Genomic DNA, 17,877 nt, shown 5'->3' with positions numbered 1-17,877 from the left:
AAGCTGGTACATTGTACCGCCGGGGTGGAGATAAAAGGCTCGTCAGACCTCGTGCTTTGGCTGAACTGCACGTATGGCATCTAGCGCCAAGCGAACGGCATCGATGCCTGAGACGCGGGGCTCGATCCGCCTGAAAATCACGCGGCCGTTTCGGTACTCCAGGCCCAACACCTTCCTGTCCCGCCATCGTGACGCCAGAGGCTTGTTGCGCAAGGTGATCGCGACGGCTTCGGGCCCAACATCAACTTTGCCGACACCCAGTTCCGACGCTGCTATCCGCAACCTGGTAAGTTCCAGCAGAACGGTCACTTCGCCAGGCATGTCACCAAAGCGGTCCTCGAGCTCCTCGCTGAATGCATCAAGGTCCAAGTCAGAACGAATACGAGAGAGCCGCGCATAGAGGCCAACACGGACAGTAGGCTCGTTTACATAGCTTTCGGGAAAAGCCCCTTTTGCAGGCACGTTGATGTTGGCAAGTTGCCTGTTGGGGTCGGCCCCTTCTCCAGCCGCCGAGACCGCCCGCTCCAGCAAGTGCTCGTAGAGGCCCACTCCGATCAGTTTCATATGCCCAGCCTGATCTTCGCCGAACAGATCGCCGGCGCCGCGCAGGTCGAGGTCCCTTTGACTGATTGCCAGGCCGGAGCCAAGCCGATCGAGCGCAAGCATTGTCGAAAGCCGGGCCCTGGTGCCGTCGGCCAGCTCAACGCCAGGTTCCGTCAGAAGAAACGCAGCCGCTTGCATCGCTCCTCTACCGACCCGACCCCGTAGCTGGTGCAACTGCGCCAGACCGAACCGGTCCGGGCGCCAGACAATGATGGTGTTGGCTCGAGGCACATCGAGCCCACTCTCGATGATGTCGGTGCTCAACAAAATGTCGCCATCACCGTCAGCGAATCCGACCATGACTTCGTCCAGCTGCCTCCCTTTCATTTCACCGTGCGCCGTCATGATGCCGAGTTCCGGCACCAGCCTGTTCAGCTGGTCAGAGACCGGGCCAATGTCCTCGATGCGAGGAACCACGAAGAAACTCTGTCCACCCCTGTGAAATTCACGCAAGAGGGCCGCGCGCACCGATGCTGGATCGAACGCTGCCAGGATCGTGCGGACGGGACGTCTTTTGGCGGGCGGAGAGTTTAGAACGCTGACATCCTGGATGCCCGACAGCGCCGATTGCAGCGTCCGCGGTATCGGCGTGGCGCTCATGCTCAGCGTGTGAAGGCAGGGCGCCATGTTCCGCAGGGCCAGCTTCAACTTGACGCCGAACCGGTGCTCCTCGTCAATCACCAGCAGTCCAAGATTGGCGAAAGTGACGCTCCTGGACGACAAGGCCTGAGTACCCACGACGATCGTAACCTGGCCGCTCCGCAGGCCCTCCTTTGCCGCTTTTGCCTTTGCTGCCCCGACCATCCTTGACAGGTGGGCGACCTGCAGGCCCGTTCCTGCGAAACGGCGGCTGAACGTCTCATAGTGCTGTCGTGCCAACACGGTTGTCGGCGCTATGACCGCAACCTGTTTCCCGCAGAGGGCGGCGGCGGCGCAAGCACGCAAAGCCACCTCTGTCTTGCCGAAGCCAACATCACCGCAGACGAGCCGGTTCATTGTTCTCCCCGAGGAAAGGTCGTCGAGCACAGCGCGGATGGCGGCGGCCTGGTCAGGAGTCTCGGTATAGGGAAATTTCGCCGCAAAACGGGCCAAGTCCGCGTGGGAGGGCTTGATGATCTCGGCGGGCTGGCTGGACCTCATCTCGGCAAGGCCCACCAGGCGCTTGGCCAGCCTGTCGATCTCGCGCAACGCAGCCTCGCGTCGCTTGGGCCAGCTCTCGCCGTTGAGGCGATCGAGCGACACGGCCTCCGGTTCCGAGCCGTAGCGCCATATTTTCCCAAAGTCGTCGACCGGAACCAGCAAGGAAGCCCCGCCATGATATTCCAGCCTGACAACATCCTGGTGCTGACCAGCCAAGTCGACCTGTTCGACCGCCGCGAGCACGCCCAGGCCATGGTCTTCATGGACGACGACGTCGCCGATGCGCAACTCGGGTTCGAGTATGCTTGCGGCCATGCCGGCATCCGCCTTCAGCGCAGGGCCAAACAGGTCGGCTGCGGCGACCATCGCGATACCGGATTGCGCGTCGACAAACCCTTCATCGAGGACGAAGCCAGCCTTGAGAAGAGAGCCTCTCGCGGCCGAAAGTATTTGCGGTGAGTCGACCGCTTCCTCAGCCCGCCGGCCTAGCTTTCTATTGAGCAGGCGATCTGCTCGCTGCAGTTCAGAGGCATCGCCGGTCAACACCACCCTGGCCCCGGCGCTTGTTTGCCTTGTCACGAATTCAGCGAATTCGTACCCGGGCCGGGCCAGGCGAAAGAATTTGGGAACTCGCTCGGCAGAAACGGCAAGTCTCGTGGAGCGGTTGCGCACGGAAGCATCCCACTCTTCACGCGACAGGTAAAATTGTTCCGGCAAAGGTTTCTCGCGCCCGGCAGCCTCCTGCCTGGCACGGCGTGCATCCTCGATCAGGTCCAGAATTTTGTCGAGCGGATGCCCGTCGATACCTTCAAGGAAGGAGATCGAGGCGCTCGACGCAGTGTCGAAGACAGATGGCATCGCGCCATATAATGCGACCAGGCGCTCTTCCATCGACGTCGCGCGCATCGCTGTCAGCTCAGGATGATCACCAGCTTTAAACATCAGCTCGGATGCCGGTCCGACAGCAATCGAGTCTCGAACCTGGTCGCTGAGTTGACTGATCGGATCGTAGGTCTTGAGCTCTCGAATGCAGCTGTCTGGGCCAAGGACGACGCGAACGGGGTCCTCCGCGCCAGCGGGGAAGATGTCCATGAGATCGCCCCGAAAAGCTATTTCACCCGGTTCGTCGACCCTCTCGTCGACGACATAGCCAAAAGCTTCGGACCTTGTTCTGAAATCATCCCGGTCGAACTTTTGTCCCACCTCCAGAATTGCGAAACCGCCAGCAATGACCTGGGCGGGCGGCACCCGCTGCAGACTGGCTTCGATCGACATTACAGCGATGCGCGCACGATCGGGCTTCGTTGCCATGTGACACAACGCACGAAGCCTCCGCCCCATATTGGCGCGTGTGGGCCACACCCTGTCGTAAGGCAGGCAATCCCAGGACGGCAGCAAGATGATCTCCGCGTGCGGCAGGAACTGACGCAAAGCCCCGACGATCTCGTCGGCGCTGCGTTCCGAGGCAGTTATATGGATAATGTGCTTGTGCCGGCTGGCCTCCAGCCCACCGGCCAGCGCTGCCGCGATAGCTGAAGATGGCGGGACGCCGTGCTCTATCGTAAACCCGCTGTCATCCGTGTGATCGATTTGTTCGACATCCGTCCGCGAAATATGCCTGTTCACTGAAATCTCACCTTGTCCCCAGAAGAACGTCAGCACAGCGACCCCGTTCCTGGCGGCGCGCATTAAAGTGTTCCAGGACGGGGCAGCCGGTGCGGCGTTGATGCATTGCTTCCTAGCTGCCCTAAGAACTGGCGGCTGTGAATCACGCTCGACGCCGGCAGAACGCTCTGTGCGTCGGGCCATGCCGCGCGGTGGCCCGTCCGCCGGAGTTAGTATGTGCACATGCTGAATTGCCGAAATGTCGATAACCACGCGAGGGATTGTCGAGAAAGCTGTTCGAGTTCGTCCTCGTCCGTTATCCCAGCTTGGTAGTAAGCCAGGATGCGCGATGCACTCCGTTCTCTCTTGGTTTCGGTCTCGTTTTTTGGGGTTGCTGCGCGCCAAAACGCGGCTCAGTACGGCCAGCTCTGATGGGGTGAAGGCGTCTCTATGCTTGCATCAACTCCGCGCCGCCCGCCTCGGGTGGGGAGCCGAGGCGGGCTGAAGCTGTGGGGATCCAGCTTCCGATGCCGGGCAACAGGCGATTGTGCAAGAGGGATTGTCCGGCGCGGCCCAACGCAGGATGGACAGAATGTTCCGGGAGTTTTGGTGAGGCGAAAATAATTGGCCAAGAGCCAGAAGCACGGCGCAGGATACGGCATGTAAGACTTGCCGGCGTGCGATCCAGTCAGCAGCTCGGGCCAAGATCCGAATCCTGGATGTGAGTTTCTGGACCTTGCTGAGCATTTAAGAGTTGAGGTACGGCCGTTATGATCTGCGGCAGAAAGAAGGGCTTGGTGATCATATTATGCTGTTGGGAACACCTTCGGCTCCCCAGTGTACCTCGCTATCGCCGCTGATACGCTGCCGCGATCGATTGACGTCCTGAGGTCGCCTTGGACAACGCCAAGACGGGCTTGGTGCTTCGACAGCCAAGTGCCAGACGATGAGGACGATTGCAGGCCTACAGCAGCCGCGCGAATGGTTTCTCGCTGTAAGCTCGTGTTGGGTTGGTACGCTGCGGCGGCTTGCCGGCGCGGTCGCTTTGATCAAGCTTCCTGCTGATCTTCAGAAGCCTGCTGGATTTGGGTCATCACCTTTCGGGGATCGACATTCTCTGCCAGTTGCCGCAGCTCTTTGTCGGCCGGGGTGGAGACATTCAGACGCACCGCCAAGGCAGCCACCATCTCGATCAGCCGCGTGGTTTCATGTTCGTTAAGGAGGCTGATCTGCAAATCCAGTTCCGCTCGGCGCTCGCTGTGTTCGGCCATTCTGTTCTGATTGATCAGCACGAAGGTAGACAGGAAGATTGCCTCGACGGAAGCGACCATGGCCAGGATCACGAAAGTTGGGTCCCAAGCTGGGATGGCTGGCATCGCGCCTAGGTTTGCAAGGATCCAGGCCACGAGGATTGCGAGATGCAGATAGACGAAAGTCATGCTCCCCGCGAAGCGCGAAATAGCGCCGGCAATCCGCACCTGAACGCTTTGGTGCTCCTCCTGTTGTCGCCTGTGCTCGACCAGTGCCTCTATGTTCTGGTGGAGCACCGAATGCATGTTGGCTGGACGTTGGTCGCTCATTTGGAAAGCTCGTTTGAACGACGATCTGGTGCAAGCGGCGTCACTTGTCGCCCGCCTGGAACATTTGCGGAGCCGGACCTGGCTTGAACTCGTCGGCACGCAGCTTACGTCGCTGCCGACGGTTCGATTGGGAAAGGGCGTGCCGTGCTGAAATCGTGTGCACCATACCGACTACTGCCTGCGGGGCGCTCTGATGAACCATATGGCCAGCGCCCGGAATCACCTCGAGGAGAGACCCACCAACTTCGCCATGCAGGCGCCGTGCATTCCGTTCCGCATCGAACAACCGGTCTCCAGATCCCGCCAGGATGCCGGTCGGTACGGAAATGTCCTTATAGCTGGCCTTCTCCGACAGGGCCGCGGCCAGCATAGATGCTGACTCCGAACAAACCGCCCCCAGTTGGGAAGGGCGGCTGGCGGCATCCTTGGCGGATGCGGCGAAGTCGCTGGCGATCATAGCGGGTCGAAATATCTTTTCCATTGCCCAAGGCCAGGCAAGCCTCACAAGCAGCGGCAACAAGGTGTGGCGAAACCCCGTTCCGATCACCGGCAATGCCGGGAGTGCGGCCAGTGCAAGATCCAGCCGCGGTGGCGGATAGTAATAGCCTGAGACAAGCACAATGCCAGCGACCGATGAAGGATGCCTGCGCGCCAACTCGAGGGCGATCCAGGCTCCCCAGGAATGTCCAAGCACGAGATATTTCTTAATACCCAATCTGCCGGCGGCGGCATGTATGAGGTCGGCTTGGTCGCAAGCGGACCAGCGCCGGGTGCGCGAACGTGAGCTTCGCCCAAAGCCGGGACGGTCAAATGCGAGCACCCGGTAGGTCTTTGCCGCCTCATCGAAGACGCCGCTCGACTTGAAATCCTCCGCCATGGATCCATGCAGGAGAAGCAGCGGCATGCCGGTTCCGGCTTCGATAAAATGCAGGCGCAGACCATCAATTGCCATCATACGTCCGCATGTCAGGCTGGCGATCGCACGTTTGGCGCGGATGGCGTTGTATCCCGCTAGTGCCGCTAATGCAGCGACGGACAATCCGGCCGCTAGTTTCGCCCCGTCTCTGTCCAACGCCATGCGCGTGCCTCAGAAGCTGTCTGCGTGACCCAACCTTCGAGGTCACAGCTTGTTCCGCCAGACCCTGTGCCTGGCGCGGAAGGCTTTTCAACGTCTGGCGATCGCCATGGCCGCGATCTTGCAATGATCCATGCTTGCGTCCCGAGGAGATGCTCTCCGGGATAAACGATCGTTCCATCATCGCGCACACAGCGCCTGGCGTCAGGCTGGCCTCCTCAGCATGACCGGCCCCAAGAGTATGCATGACGCGTTCGCCTTCTCCAGCAGGTAGTCGGAAATAATGCGGCGGTGGCACCGCCAGCAGACGGCTTCCGCGCACATGATTGGGCAGCGATGCCGGCTGCTAAGCTCTCGCAGTTCCGCCAAGCCTTTGGCGAACGGCTCCGCCGGTGAGTGCTGTCTGCTAACGTGGCTCTCTTTGGAAAAGTAAGCCCGCTGCCTGGGCGGGGGGCTTGGGGTTAGGCAGCGGGCTTCGTAGGCGATTAGGGGTTCAGAACCCACGCAAACGATGCTCTCAGAGTGTTAACGAGACCTTAACGAAGCTCGGAGCGTTTTACCAATCTTGGCGACCTGTGGATAACCCTCGCAGTTACGCGTTCAATGACAGAGTTGAGGTCGACGGCTTCGCGGTCATGCTGTTCTTCGACAGGTTCCGCCTGCATGTTCGGATCACCATCCATCTCATCCAGAAGGGCTATCATGTGCTCGATCGTCGCCTCGACCCGGCACCGGAAGAAGGCGCTCATTGCTCGCTCCATTCGATGTGGACTGTACCGCCGAGTTCTCGTATTCCGCGCACAATGGCATTGTAGTCGACAAAGCCTCGGGCGCCCCTCCAGTTTTTGTGACGGAAGTAGCGCTTTGACCTCGCAAATTCGTCAAGTTCGGCCATGGTTACGTTTCGTCGCGAACAATCCGATCGAAGTTCGTCGAGTAAAGCAAACCAGTAGGCTTGTAGCGAACTTTAGGGCGGGAAAGACCCAGGGCGCTGCCTCGGCAGCATAATTTCTTGAGGCTGTGGTCAGGAAACGCGGCGCAAAGCTCTGACGCACTTGCTGTCCGATCGAGTCTCCGAAACAATGCATCACTTCTTGCCGTCCAGATACGGCGCCTCTTAGCTATGTCTAGTGTCTGGCATCGTGTCGCCAGGGCGGCTTGGGTGCGATGTGGCAACGCCTTGCGCATGGCCTTGTAGTCTGGATAGAGCGAGCGGCATATTTCTGTCTCCGCCTCGGTCCACAGTGGCCAGCCGCCGTTGCCGATGCCGGTTCTCTGCATACGCTGTGAATGACGCTGTCCCTGGACCGCATACTTGGTAAGCTCAGCAAGGTGCATCTCATGTCCTTTCATCCATTGATGCCCGCCCAGGTGAACCGTGATCCCTGCTGCCAATCTTTAGGATGAGAGCCATGCCCCTATCATCCTTCGCCAAAGAACTGGAGAACGCCGCCGATAGCATCGCCGACATGTCGCGAGGGGATCTTCAGATCATGCTTCGGCGCGCTGCGTTGATGCTCCGGAACGTCGCCGGCCTCCCGCTAGAGCCAGCAACACAGGACGCACTGAACTCCATTGCCGCTGAAATGAAAATCGGCCGGTCGGAGCTCATTCAGATCGTCTTGCGTGAGTGGCTGGAAACGAATGCTTATCTACCAGTCCGGATGATTGACGAGGAAAGCGAGACCGACGGGAGCGCTTAGCAACATGGCTCGCAAGGGAATGGCCCGCAGAAAAAAAGGCCCGTCCCTAAGGACGGGCCAAATACGTTTCGGGAACAATGCCTAGAGCGGTTATTCTCAGCCGCCCATCTTCTTGGCCATGGCACAGAAATCAGCGTGCGACTTGTTGAGCGTGGTGTCGCCGCAGTCTTTCAGCACCGCCTTTTGTTCATCCGGTTTCATGGACATCCATGCGGTCTTGAAATCCGCTTCCGACCTCAAGGTTTTCATGCCGGCATCCGTGAAGAAAGGTGACATCTTTGCAGGATCATCGAGCGCGGAAGTGGTGCTGCTGCCAGCCAGCGCTGAGCCCGTCATCACTGCGAGCGCCATCGCGCCCATCGTAAGCATTTTGATGCTCATTTTTACCTCCGTTAGTTCTACACGCGCAAAATCGCGTGACCTGGGGAAAAAACGTCGGCGTCTGAACTCTGTTCCCGCATCTCGCCGATTCCGCATCGGCAGCCGTCTGACCGCGCTGATGTCGTGGCCGGTGCAGTGAGCAGTCCATCGTGCGGCGACGGACCACTGCGGCCAGCCTAAAGTGCGATCGGCGAACGCGGGCCCATTAACCACCTTCCTGGATAGATCGGACCCCAATGGGGATGCGGGGAGTTTACCTTGCATGGAAAATCACAAGCACAGATTCTATTGTCATATTGAGCGCGACGGATTGTGGGGAGTTTGGGATTGCGTCGCCAACAGGCCGGCAAGGTTGGGCGGTGGCGACGTTCGCGGTTGCACTGCCCAACGGGCTGAAGCTGCGGAACACGTCCTCACGAGAATTTACGACGGCGGACTTGATGCCGTCGCTATCCGCATCGCTGGCATTGTCAGTTCTGCGGGTTCGGCCTGATCGATCCCCGGCAGCCAGGCGCTTACCCAGCCTTAGGGGGGCAGCACCGGTCCAGTGGTGTTCCACCGGATGAACTCGACCTCTTTCCCGGTGACGTCCCGCACGGCCTTCAATAGCACCTCGTGCAGGACGCGCGTCTGCCTGTAGTGGTCGCAATGTGGTGATATGAACGGCTTGATGATGCTTAGGTGCAGCGCTTCCGCTGCCACCAGGAAGCGCTCGATTTCAGCCTGTGATAACTGCTTTGAGGGTTTTGACCTAGCCATTGCGACACCTTTTGAGAGTCGCCCCACCTGAGGACAATATTCCTACCGCGACCGTTCAGTGTAAAGGCTCAAACGTCGAAAAGGTCGTTTGGTCCCACGCCAATTTCGTCAATGATGTCCGGCGTGTTGTTTCGCGGGCTTCCGACCTTCCTGTCGATCGGCCACATCTTCATCAGCTCCGAAGGATATGGCTTCATGAGGTCGCGTGGATCCAGTTCCGGTCCGAGCCAGCGCATGTAATCGGCAGGCGCCAGAATAACCGGCATCCGATCATGGATCGTCGCCATCAACGTATTGGGCTCGCAGGTGACGACAGCGAAGGTCCGGATCAACTCGCCGGTCGCCTTGTCGGCATATTCTTCCCATACTCCAGCCATGGCAAAAGGCTCGTCCTCCGTCATCGCGATAGCGTAAGGCTGCTTTTTCGTGCCCGAACCATCGAGCTTTTGCCATTCGAAATAGCCGTCGACGGGCACCAGGCAACGGCGCGCGGCGTATGCTTTTCGGAACATGCCGTTGCTGGCAATCGTCTCGCACCGCGCATTGACAGGCGGTGGCCGCCCGCCGCCATCGCGCGCCCAGCCGGGAACCAGCCCCCACTTCGCAGAAAGGAAACCGGCCATGCTCGTGGAAAGCTCTTCACGTACAATGATTGGATAGGTCAGGCTGGGCGCGCCATTCCAGACCGGGAACCCGTTGCCCGCTCAACGTCGCCAGGGTGCGCGAACTCGAAGCGCCGCACCATGTCCGGGATGGTCGATTTTACAAAAACGCGTCCACACATTCAGGTCGTCTCATTGACAAGGATCGAGGCCCGCCCAAGATGGGAACGGAGTGAGAACGTATCAAGGTTGTGGTGATGCCGAAGAAGCCAAAGGACGTAATGCTGCCAGCGGTCTCGGGCGTCACAATCGAAATCGATGACCGCGATAATCCCGAGGTCTGCCTTGTCGGGCTATTGACTGCCGAGGGGAAGCGATCCTTCACCCTGAGCGAAAACGGCGCTCGGATGATGGTGAAGGCGTTGCACTCATTTCTCGATCTCCTCGACGGATCTACGTCCGAGACAAAGCCCAAAGGCCCCGCCAACTGAGAACGCAGATATGGTCAATCCGCCCAAGCGACAGGACGATTATCAGGACCGAGCCATCGACTGCCAGGAGGCCATGGAGCCAGGCTTTCAGGTGATTGTCGATTGCATGCTGGAGGCGGGATGGACGCGAGGCGAGACATTGCGGGCGCTGAAACGGCTCATAGCGGCCGACAATATGGCTCAGAAAGAGAACGCCAGGCTGGAAACGCAACTCGCAATTGCGCGGGCCATGTTGCGCGCTGGAAAGCCGATTTAAGGTCTGTTGACCTGTTGGGCGTCCCTTGGCCAATGCGTCGATTGCCACCGGGTGCATAAACTCTTGCACCGACCTGGGAGGAACATGCGTCCGCAGTCGAAGTTCGGAATGCGCTTGGTAAGGAAATCTCCTTGAAACAGCCAAGCAAGGCCCGCCGCTGGCTTCGAGACCCGGTGGCGGGCCACCCGCGATGAATCTTTTTCGTAGGGCTGGAACCTGTTTCTGAGATCGAAGTTGGAAATGTGCTTGGTTGAGATTCCCCTCCTCAAATCCAAGCTCTGGTGCAAGTGCAAGGCCCGCCGCTGTAATTGTGTCCTCAGCGGCGGGCTTACTTCGTCAGGCGCTCCACGGTCTCAATGATCGCCTTGGCCAATGCCTCGCCTTCATAGATCGGGCTCTGGGCCATAGTAGCCCGTCACCCATTCCTCGCTAGGCAGCACGCCGGCACGGCATACCTGCTCGATGGCCATTCGGACGAGCTTCAAGGCTGCACGCTGATCGACTGCCACAGGGGAGTTGGGTTCGACGTTCACATGGTGGAGCGGCCGGGGCGTCATGCCTTAGCCTCGCGGATCGCCCGCAAAGTCGCATGGCGTAGCTTGTCCTCGCGCTTAAGGGTCTTCACTCGTCCGACAAGGCCAGGTTTGATCCATTCAGCGTCGGGCTTGTCCGCGCCTTTCGGGGGCGTGCCTTTCCCCTCCTGCACCTTGGCCCACAGGCGTTCTCGCATGGCTTTGGTCAGCGCGATGTGAGCCGATCCGACGTAGCGGCGTTCCGCATCGCGGGTTGCCATCAAAGCGAGTGGTGCCGATCCCGGTTTTAGCTGCACGCCTGCCACTTCAAAGTCGACTTCCTCGTAGCATTTGGTTTTCAGCCACGCTTCGGTGTCGCCTGACCGATAAACGCTATCAGGCCGCTTCGACACCATGCCCTCCAGGCCCATGCGATCAACCGCAGCGTAGAAGTCGGCCCCGCCGCCATGCACATGGTGACTGTACTGGATCACGCCTTTGGCAGGCCCGACGAGTTCGAGCAGCTTTTCCCGACGTTCCAGCAGAGGTGCTGGGCGCAGGTTGACCCCGTCCAGGTGCAGTAGATCGAAGGCGACGAAGATAATCCGATCCGGCGCCCATCGCATCGCGGACCGCAGCGAATGGAAATCCGACACGCCCTTCCCGTTGAGGACGATTGCCTCGCCGTCGATGATTGCCGACTTGGGGGAAAAGGTTGCCGCCGCCTCGACAATCATCTTGTACGTCGATGACCAGTCATAGCCTCTTCGCGTGATCGCTCGGGCCGTGCCGTCCTCGATTATGATTTGCGTCCGGTAGCCATCGTACTTGATTTCGTGAATCCAGTTGTCCCCTGTCGGCGGCACCTCGACAAGCGTGGGGAACATTGGCCGGATGAACTTCAACATACGCGAACTCGGACTGACCGAGGTTAAATTAGATTAAGCTAAAATGGTTGCAAAGGGATGACACGCGCAGAACCCGACGCGTTGGCCAAGCACGACGGGTCGCAATTAGGGCGGCTACATCCTGAGAATCGACCGCCACTGTGCCAATAAGAATAGTTCCGGCTGTTCGAAGATCGTACTGCGCGAACTAGTCCATGAGGTTTAATTGCTGCGCTGTCGTTTTGCGAGTAGCGTAAACTTTGGGCACTGGGCCCACCCTCGTGCCCAGATTGGTCGGCACGGTTCTGTCACCGTCGCTTGGTATCTGACCGTGTCGACCACCATCCTGTGGCGTGCCAACCCCGCCCGCCAGGCCGGCGTCCATCTCCGAAGCACCCCGCCAAAGGGCGCCGGCCACTGAGATATCGTTGATCGCCGCTCCCGCTCTTGCTATGTTCACGCCATGGGATGGACGTTTGGTTCATTGATCGAAAGCGGCATGCGGGTGACGGCGCATTGCGCCCGCTGCAATCATTCCCGCACGCTCGACCTGGAGGCGCTGCGCGAGCGGTGCGGCGCTGATGCGCCAGCGATGGCCGCTGATCTCGCGCCTAAGATGCGCTGCTCGAATTGCGAACAGCGAAGCGTCGGTTTCAGCTACACGCTCGACCCGACGAAGCATTCCGGCATGGGCGTTTCGAATCCTTACGCCATGGCTAAGGACGGGCGCTGACCAAGCCACCTGCTTCCAGTGCCCTAAGCACAGGCGTATGCTTCTGCTCGTTTATTAGCTGTGGCTAAAGTGAAGTTGCGCCTGCAACAGGGGCTGTGCTAAGTGGGGAATGGACGAAATCCCGGTTCTGGTCGTTGAAGACGAGCCACTAATCCTGCTGGACCTTGAGACGGCTTTGGAAGAGGCTGGTTTCCGGGTTGTCGGGGTGACAACAGCCGAAGCGGCTATAAAGGCGTTTGACGAAGCGCCGGTTAGCAGCTTGATTACGGATATTCGACTTGGTCCTGGTAAAAACGGGTGGCAGTTGGCCAGAGATCTTCGGGGAGTGAACCCCGCCATCCCCGTGATTTACATCAGCGGCGATGGCGCGCCCTATTGGAGTGCTGAAGGCGTTCCGGAAAGCATAATGATCAGCAAGCCGTTTGCGATACCTCAGATCATCACGGCCTTGTCTATCCTGCTAAATCGACAGCATCCGACCCGACCGGGGGACGAGGTGGCTTAGAAGCATTCGGGCATGGGGCAGGCGAATGCTTATGCCAAGGCCAAAGACGGGCGGTAGGCCAATCCGGCTTGTCAGTACCGGCAAACCTGAACGCGTTCCAGCACCCGGTGGTGATGGTGCCAGTGCCTAACCCACTTCACGCGGCAATGGTGACGATGCCGGAAATAGTAGCGATGCGGGTAGCGGGCCACGTAGCCAGGATAGCGGGGGCCGTAGTAGCGGCCGCCATAGTCGTAAAACGGACCTCTGCCGTAGAAGGGGCCACCGCCGTAAAACGGGCCGCCGCCGAACGGGCTGAAGCCGCCGAACGGACCAAAAAAGCCGATGCCAGAACCGAAGTGTGCATCCGCAGGCGCGACCGCGGCTGCGGCGCAGGCGATGGCAATCACGGAAGCAAGGAACAGTTTTCTCATAGCAACCTCCCTGAGGTGCCTTCACCCGAGAAACTTCCGCAGGAACCGAATGTTCCCGATTGCTAATATTCTCTGCGCGCCGTCACCTAGCCAGACGTTTTTGCCGATTCCGCAGCCTCAGTTGCCGTCATACCTTCGACTTTCGCCAGCCAGCCCACCAAGCATCCCATTGAGAGCAAAACCAGCGCTCCCCCTTGGCCGGGTTAACGACCGTTTCGTCATAATAGCGCTGACCTGGCATGTGATAGATACGGTCGCCTGTTACGCTGATATTGCCCTTAATGTTGCATCCACTTGGCGAGCTAGGGCTACCCAGACGGTGCACTGTGGGAAGGGGATGCTGTTTGGCTTGCGGCGGCATGAGATAGCTTGCCCCGGCAACACCGCAAAGCAAAACTGGGATCAGCGCCCGCTGCTCTAACAGCGAACGCCTACGCCGCATTATAGGCTTCTGTTTGTGGACGCCCATAACCCTCTCCCCATGGGAAGAATGCGACTCTTGCTTGTTGGAGTCCAGATGGCGCTACCCAGCTGTGGGGGAATGGCAGGGCCATTGGCAATTGGTCAGTAACCAGCTAAGTATTATTTCGTGAACACGCGGTAGGAGGGGAAATCGCGTGACTTGACATTACCGGTCAAATCACCCACCTACAAGGTCGACACGGCCGGCGCCCCTGCAATGCAAGCGTCGGCCTTTTTATTTTTCATGCCATATCAAGCCATATTTGACGATCCCTCAGCGGCGTACGCTGCTGGAATCGAGGGATATGGCCGTACCTGATGTGCCGAAAGCTGAGGAATATTTACAGCAAATAGGGTACTACCGGCTCAGCGCATATTGGTATCCGTTTCGCAAACTGGTTCAGCAGCAAGACAACTCTTTCGCACTCGGCAATGCGTTTAAAGCGGGTACCCAGTTCAAGCACTCGACGGACTTGTACGCCTTCGACAAGGGACTTCGGCTTTTGGTACTCGATGCAATCGAACGCATCGAAATCTCCGTTCGAACAGAGGTGGCGCTTTCAATTGGCCGGCACGATCCTCGTGCCCAATGCGAACCAGCTCTGCTTGATAAGAGATTCACGACTGCAAAAAACCCCGCCTTTGTGGACTCGATGCATACGGGATGGCTTAGAAAGCTAGATGAACGAGCGGCGACTTCCAAAGAGGAATTTGCCGTCCATTTCAGAACCAAGAATCCGGGCGAAACGATGCCCGTTTGGATCGCAGTCGAGTTGTTGGATTTCGGCCCACTATCCCCCTTCTTGTCGGGGATGCGGTACTCAGACGTACAAGCAATTTCTGCGAGCTATGGTGGCCTGCGCCCACTCCTTATCAAGTCATGGACGCGGTCACTCAGCGGTATACGGAACGTTTGCGCGCATCATTCTCGGCATTGGAATAAGCCGCTCGTGGATCAACCGGCTTTGCCGAACCATGGGGAAATCCCTGATCTCGACCACCTATCGCAGATGGCTGGGGCTAACCGCAGGCTCTACGCGGCTTTGGCCATAATGAGGCTGCTACTGAAACAAATTAATCCGCGAACCAATTGGGCCGATCGGTTGAAGACTCATATGGCGCAATTTCCTACAGCACCAAACATCAAGATCGGTCACGCGGGGTTTCCGGCGAATTGGGCCGCTTTGCCACTTTGGAACTAGCGACCTTTTCGCCCTTCGGCGGCCGCGACTTCACCACCTTTTTCGACACGCGGTCAAAGGCTTCCTCTGCCTCATCGGTTTCAAGTTCCCGTGCTACTCTCTGAAACTTTTCGTGTTGAGTCTCTTTTGAGTCTTTGGTCATTTATCTGTTTTTCCTGACGCGCCAGACTACGAATACGTAGCCTATATTGATGAAGCCGGTGACCCTGGTATCCAACGAGTGCGCCCTATTATCATCCGCACGACGGCATTCCAGCCGTAGGATTTGCTGCAACGCCGGTAACAGTGACCTCCAGGCCGAGCGTACCGAGCGCGACCGAGCAATCCAGGGATGCCGCGTCAGTCGCATTTTCGCCTATGACCGTCTTCGTGATCGCCCCTTCGGTTGCCAGCGTTCCAGAAGTGTGCGCACCACGCCGGTCCAGGAACTTCTCCTTCGCTTTGTACATTTCGAACGTTGAAGCGCTTTGGGTGCTATGATTTGTTGGTGCCTTCGTCGTGTGTGGGAGTGCGGGCCGTGGACGATGACCAAAGGGCTGGTGTTCGTATCGAACACATCGACGGCCAGTGGGCGGTACAACTCGTCGAGAATGGTGAAACCACCCAGCATCTTTTCGAGACCGAGGAATTCGCGAGGAACTTCGCCGCCGGTCAGTGGCTAAGGCTAAACCCGAAGCCTATTCCCCCAATGCGCCGGCGACGCCGTTAGAGCGCTAAGCTTAAAAATGCTCTTTCGCGGATGCTGCACCGGGGCCGGAACTTTGATGCAATAGCGAAGTTCGAGGAAGGAGATGCTTTCGCAACAGGCGCCACTTCACGAGAGGCCGGAGCAATGGTGGACAATCTATCTCGCAGGGAAGAACAACGCGGCACGCGAAGACTCATGGCGTGGGGCGTGGCGGTTATTGCCGTCATTTTCCTAGGCCTAATGGCATTCTTTGTACTCACGCCTTTATCGAACGGCTCTTGGCAGACGGCACCGTTCAAGCGTGCTCCTGTGCAAAACCAGGGCGGTAATGCGCCAGTGGATACGTCACCCAGCCCGGGCGTGAAAAAAGACCCTCAGGAAAATACTGAAATGCCGGAGCAGCAGTAGTAGGTTCCGACCCGCTGGCAAACTTTTTCCGGGGCCGGGCGGCGATCTTGTCGAACACGTCCTCTTCCTCTGCGTCACGAATGGCCTTGGTGTCGCCTCCAAGGATCGGGACCGGCCTTCCCTCGATTGATGAGCTTACAAAATTGCCCAATTCGGAGGCCTGATGCTACACGTGTGTCGGCACAAGCGAATCTGCACAGCAGCTATGCACGATCCACGATTGCAGAAATCGCTGGGCAGCGGGTAGATTTTGATTGTCGGCCATCTACTCCTCCCAGATGCGATGCCGGCGCTGAATGAGGCGCACCTCCTCCCGCGCCACATTCGAAAATCGAGCCCGCTGCCACCTCCTCCCGGCAGCGGGCTTTTTTTTGTCTTCGCCAGCAGACACAGTGGCAAGCATCCGCGATGGCCTGCGAAACCATCCGTAAACCATGCCAACACGGTAAATATTTTATGTCGAACCGATCGGGTTGCAGGAGGTTGTGGGCGGGTCTGCAACAAAGAGGCCCAGCCGATCCATGCACCGCTTACCCATCTTGCCCGCCCTGTTGATCTCCTTCGGGATTGCCTACGGAATTTGCGTCTGGGCGACGTCGGATAAGCCGGTCAGCTTTTTCGAAGCCCAAGCGGCGTCGCAAATGCGTGGAACTGTCGATCGCTCTGAAAAGCTGTAACGACACGGAAGGTGGGGCCGTCGGTCCTATTATTCACATGGCCACCTTCGTGCACGAGCGCGCGGGCAAGCGCCTCACGGCAATGGCGTAGCTCGAGTTGGGCTTAATAGGTTTCGGAGCGCCGTGGCTTTGCCATCGCCGTGCCACAGCTTCTCGCACGGTTGGCCCCAATGCCTCGGCCACGCGCCGAGCGGCGTCATCGGCGAATGATGTCCGCCACATAGGACGGGGCTAGATGAGCACAGTGCTTCTCCACCATTCGGGTGTCGCTGTGACCAAGGGCCTGCGCCACGATGATCAACGGAGCGCCATTTCGAACCATCGTGCTGGCATAGGTATGCCGCAGCTCATGCAGCGTCACATCCGCCAGGCCGGCCTGTTTCAAGAGCGCTTTCCAGGGCCGATGGTAAACAGCCCTGGCCCAAACGACGCCGCTGTCTTGGGTAAGCAGGGGCTCACTGCCTTATCGATGGTGGGCTCTTGGTTCAGCAGGGTCCAGACAAAGAGCTCCTCCGCCACAACAATTCAGCGCATCAACCCCGCCGCGCGCAGAGCATTTTCCATGACCTTGGAAATCCCACTTGCCGGACCGCGCGCACTGGCTCGCTCCGGCGTGGGATCGATACGGACTGCCCGCGGGTTTTCCGTTGGTGCAAAGGACTGCAATGCGCCTGAAGCGACCTCGGCTTTGGCTTTGCGTCGCACGTCCGGCTTCGTCAATTCCCAGAAGCGGGCGATGTGGCGTGTCGAGGAAATCCCAACATCCAGCATGAAAGGCCCTGCGTCGCCGAGACCATCGCCGCCGCCAGTTTGCAGTGGCGTTCCATGGCCCATGCCGGCAATGGTGAACGTCTCGACTACCTCGCGCCCGTTGCTGTCGCTCCAGACCTTCCGCGTCTGGCCGTCGACCTTCTCTATGCGTGTTGGCTTTTCGCCGAGATCGTGCACGCTTTGCCACTGCGCCAGGACTGCATCCGCATTGGCAGGCACAACAGTCGTGTCGGCCGAGCCCTGCCATACCGAAATACGCGGCCACGGACCCCTGTGCGGCGAGGCCGCCCGCAACAGCCGCTGGAGGTCGGCTTGGGACGGACCGCCATGGCCGCGCATGCGGTCGAAGGCTTCGGAGATCGTCGAGGCACTTCCATAGGCGAGCCCGGCAATGATCGCGCCGCCGGCAAACAGTTCGGGATAG

Annotated in this window: 20 protein-coding genes and 1 pseudogene; 8 read left to right on the top strand and 13 right to left on the bottom strand. The window is 58.9% G+C overall.

Going from position 1 to position 17,877, the window contains the following annotated elements; translation table 11 throughout:
* Positions 1-42: 42 nt before the first annotated feature.
* The 5 genes from EN943_RS13155 to EN943_RS13130 all read right to left on the bottom strand — a co-directional run bounded on the left by EN943_RS13155 (position 43) and on the right by EN943_RS13130 (position 6,752).
* Entirely contained in the window at positions 43-3,432 is a 3,390-nt protein-coding gene (locus tag EN943_RS13155) for a DEAD/DEAH box helicase (protein WP_127412922.1), read from the bottom strand.
* Between the two features lie 965 nt (positions 3,433-4,397).
* The gene (locus tag EN943_RS13145; RefSeq protein ID WP_013525250.1) at positions 4,398-4,928 is read right to left on the bottom strand and encodes a DUF1003 domain-containing protein; all 531 of its coding nucleotides are present in this window, start codon (positions 4,926-4,928) and stop codon (positions 4,398-4,400) included.
* Positions 4,929-4,968: 40 nt separating this feature from the next.
* On the bottom strand, positions 4,969-6,006 hold the full coding sequence (locus tag EN943_RS13140; protein WP_013525249.1) for an alpha/beta hydrolase: 1,038 nt from the start codon (positions 6,004-6,006) through the stop codon (positions 4,969-4,971).
* 201 nt (positions 6,007-6,207) lie between these two features.
* A complete protein-coding gene (locus EN943_RS37960) occupies positions 6,208-6,507 on the bottom strand; it encodes a DUF488 domain-containing protein (RefSeq protein WP_245265410.1) in 300 nt (99 codons plus the stop codon).
* Between the two features lie 32 nt (positions 6,508-6,539).
* Positions 6,540-6,752, bottom strand: coding sequence for a hypothetical protein (locus EN943_RS13130; RefSeq protein WP_013525248.1), 213 nt, complete (start codon positions 6,750-6,752; stop codon positions 6,540-6,542).
* A 663-nt stretch (positions 6,753-7,415) separates the two neighbouring features.
* Here EN943_RS13130 and EN943_RS13125 point away from each other — a divergent pair.
* Entirely contained in the window at positions 7,416-7,706 is a 291-nt protein-coding gene (locus EN943_RS13125) for a hypothetical protein (protein ID WP_013525247.1), read from the top strand.
* 96 nt (positions 7,707-7,802) lie between these two features.
* Here the strand turns inward: EN943_RS13125 and EN943_RS13120 are convergent, their stop codons facing one another.
* The 3 genes and pseudogenes from EN943_RS13120 to EN943_RS13110 form a co-directional block, all read right to left on the bottom strand.
* Positions 7,803-8,087, bottom strand: a complete 285-nt coding sequence (locus tag EN943_RS13120) for a hypothetical protein (protein ID WP_013525246.1) — start codon at positions 8,085-8,087, stop codon at positions 7,803-7,805.
* A 525-nt stretch (positions 8,088-8,612) separates the two neighbouring features.
* The gene (locus tag EN943_RS13115) at positions 8,613-8,846 is read right to left on the bottom strand and encodes a hypothetical protein (protein ID WP_013525245.1); all 234 of its coding nucleotides are present in this window, start codon (positions 8,844-8,846) and stop codon (positions 8,613-8,615) included.
* Between the two features lie 68 nt (positions 8,847-8,914).
* Positions 8,915-9,630, bottom strand: a pseudogene (locus EN943_RS13110) (SOS response-associated peptidase).
* A gap of 75 nt (positions 9,631-9,705) precedes the next feature.
* Between EN943_RS13110 and EN943_RS13105 the strand changes: the two are divergent.
* Together EN943_RS13105 and EN943_RS13100 are read left to right on the top strand one after the other, a co-directional pair.
* Positions 9,706-9,939, top strand: a complete 234-nt coding sequence (locus EN943_RS13105) for a hypothetical protein (protein ID WP_013525244.1) — start codon at positions 9,706-9,708, stop codon at positions 9,937-9,939.
* Between the two features lie 10 nt (positions 9,940-9,949).
* Positions 9,950-10,195: a hypothetical protein gene (locus tag EN943_RS13100; protein ID WP_013525243.1), complete on the top strand. Its 246-nt coding sequence runs from the start codon at positions 9,950-9,952 to the stop codon at positions 10,193-10,195.
* Between the two features lie 553 nt (positions 10,196-10,748).
* Here the strand turns inward: EN943_RS13100 and EN943_RS13090 are convergent.
* Positions 10,749-11,615, bottom strand: a complete 867-nt coding sequence (locus EN943_RS13090) for an ATP-dependent DNA ligase (RefSeq protein ID WP_127412921.1) — start codon at positions 11,613-11,615, stop codon at positions 10,749-10,751.
* 463 nt (positions 11,616-12,078) lie between these two features.
* Between EN943_RS13090 and EN943_RS13085 the strand changes: the two genes are divergently transcribed.
* Positions 12,079-12,327, top strand: coding sequence for a hypothetical protein (locus EN943_RS13085; RefSeq protein WP_245265376.1), 249 nt, complete (start codon positions 12,079-12,081; stop codon positions 12,325-12,327).
* A gap of 109 nt (positions 12,328-12,436) precedes the next feature.
* Positions 12,437-12,832: a response regulator gene (locus EN943_RS13080; RefSeq protein ID WP_013525240.1), complete on the top strand. Its 396-nt coding sequence runs from the start codon at positions 12,437-12,439 to the stop codon at positions 12,830-12,832.
* A 71-nt stretch (positions 12,833-12,903) separates the two neighbouring features.
* On the opposite strand, the gene EN943_RS13075 is transcribed toward EN943_RS13080, so the two are convergent.
* Together EN943_RS13075 and EN943_RS38320 are read right to left on the bottom strand one after the other, a co-directional pair.
* Positions 12,904-13,245 carry a hypothetical protein gene (locus tag EN943_RS13075; RefSeq protein WP_013525239.1) on the bottom strand — a complete coding sequence of 114 codons (342 nt, stop codon included), beginning with the start codon at positions 13,243-13,245 and terminating at the stop codon, positions 12,904-12,906.
* Positions 13,246-13,372: 127 nt separating this feature from the next.
* On the bottom strand, positions 13,373-13,714 hold the full coding sequence (locus EN943_RS38320; RefSeq protein ID WP_013525238.1) for a hypothetical protein: 342 nt from the start codon (positions 13,712-13,714) through the stop codon (positions 13,373-13,375).
* A gap of 298 nt (positions 13,715-14,012) precedes the next feature.
* Between EN943_RS38320 and EN943_RS13065 the strand changes: the two genes are divergently transcribed.
* The 3 genes from EN943_RS13065 to EN943_RS13050 all read left to right on the top strand — a co-directional run bounded on the left by EN943_RS13065 (position 14,013) and on the right by EN943_RS13050 (position 16,005).
* On the top strand, positions 14,013-14,909 hold the full coding sequence (locus tag EN943_RS13065) for an Abi family protein (RefSeq protein ID WP_245475839.1): 897 nt from the start codon (positions 14,013-14,015) through the stop codon (positions 14,907-14,909).
* A 517-nt stretch (positions 14,910-15,426) separates the two neighbouring features.
* On the top strand, positions 15,427-15,618 hold the full coding sequence (locus EN943_RS13055; protein WP_082827649.1) for a hypothetical protein: 192 nt from the start codon (positions 15,427-15,429) through the stop codon (positions 15,616-15,618).
* A 123-nt stretch (positions 15,619-15,741) separates the two neighbouring features.
* Positions 15,742-16,005 (top strand): hypothetical protein, encoded by a 264-nt coding sequence (locus EN943_RS13050; protein ID WP_013525235.1) that lies wholly within the window; start codon positions 15,742-15,744, stop codon positions 16,003-16,005.
* 873 nt (positions 16,006-16,878) lie between these two features.
* Here the strand turns inward: EN943_RS13050 and EN943_RS13040 are convergent.
* Positions 16,879-17,133, bottom strand: a complete 255-nt coding sequence (locus EN943_RS13040) for a tyrosine-type recombinase/integrase (RefSeq protein ID WP_084016218.1) — start codon at positions 17,131-17,133, stop codon at positions 16,879-16,881.
* Positions 17,134-17,207: 74 nt separating this feature from the next.
* The coding region (locus EN943_RS13035; protein WP_281060846.1) for a PHB depolymerase family esterase at positions 17,208-17,877 on the bottom strand (670 nt) is incomplete at its 5' end.

The organism is Mesorhizobium sp. M7A.F.Ca.US.006.01.1.1 (assembly GCF_003997935.1).
GTDB lineage: Bacteria > Pseudomonadota > Alphaproteobacteria > Rhizobiales > Rhizobiaceae > Mesorhizobium.
Note: the sequence above shows the minus strand (reverse complement) of the source record. Positions and strands in the feature narration are given on the sequence as shown.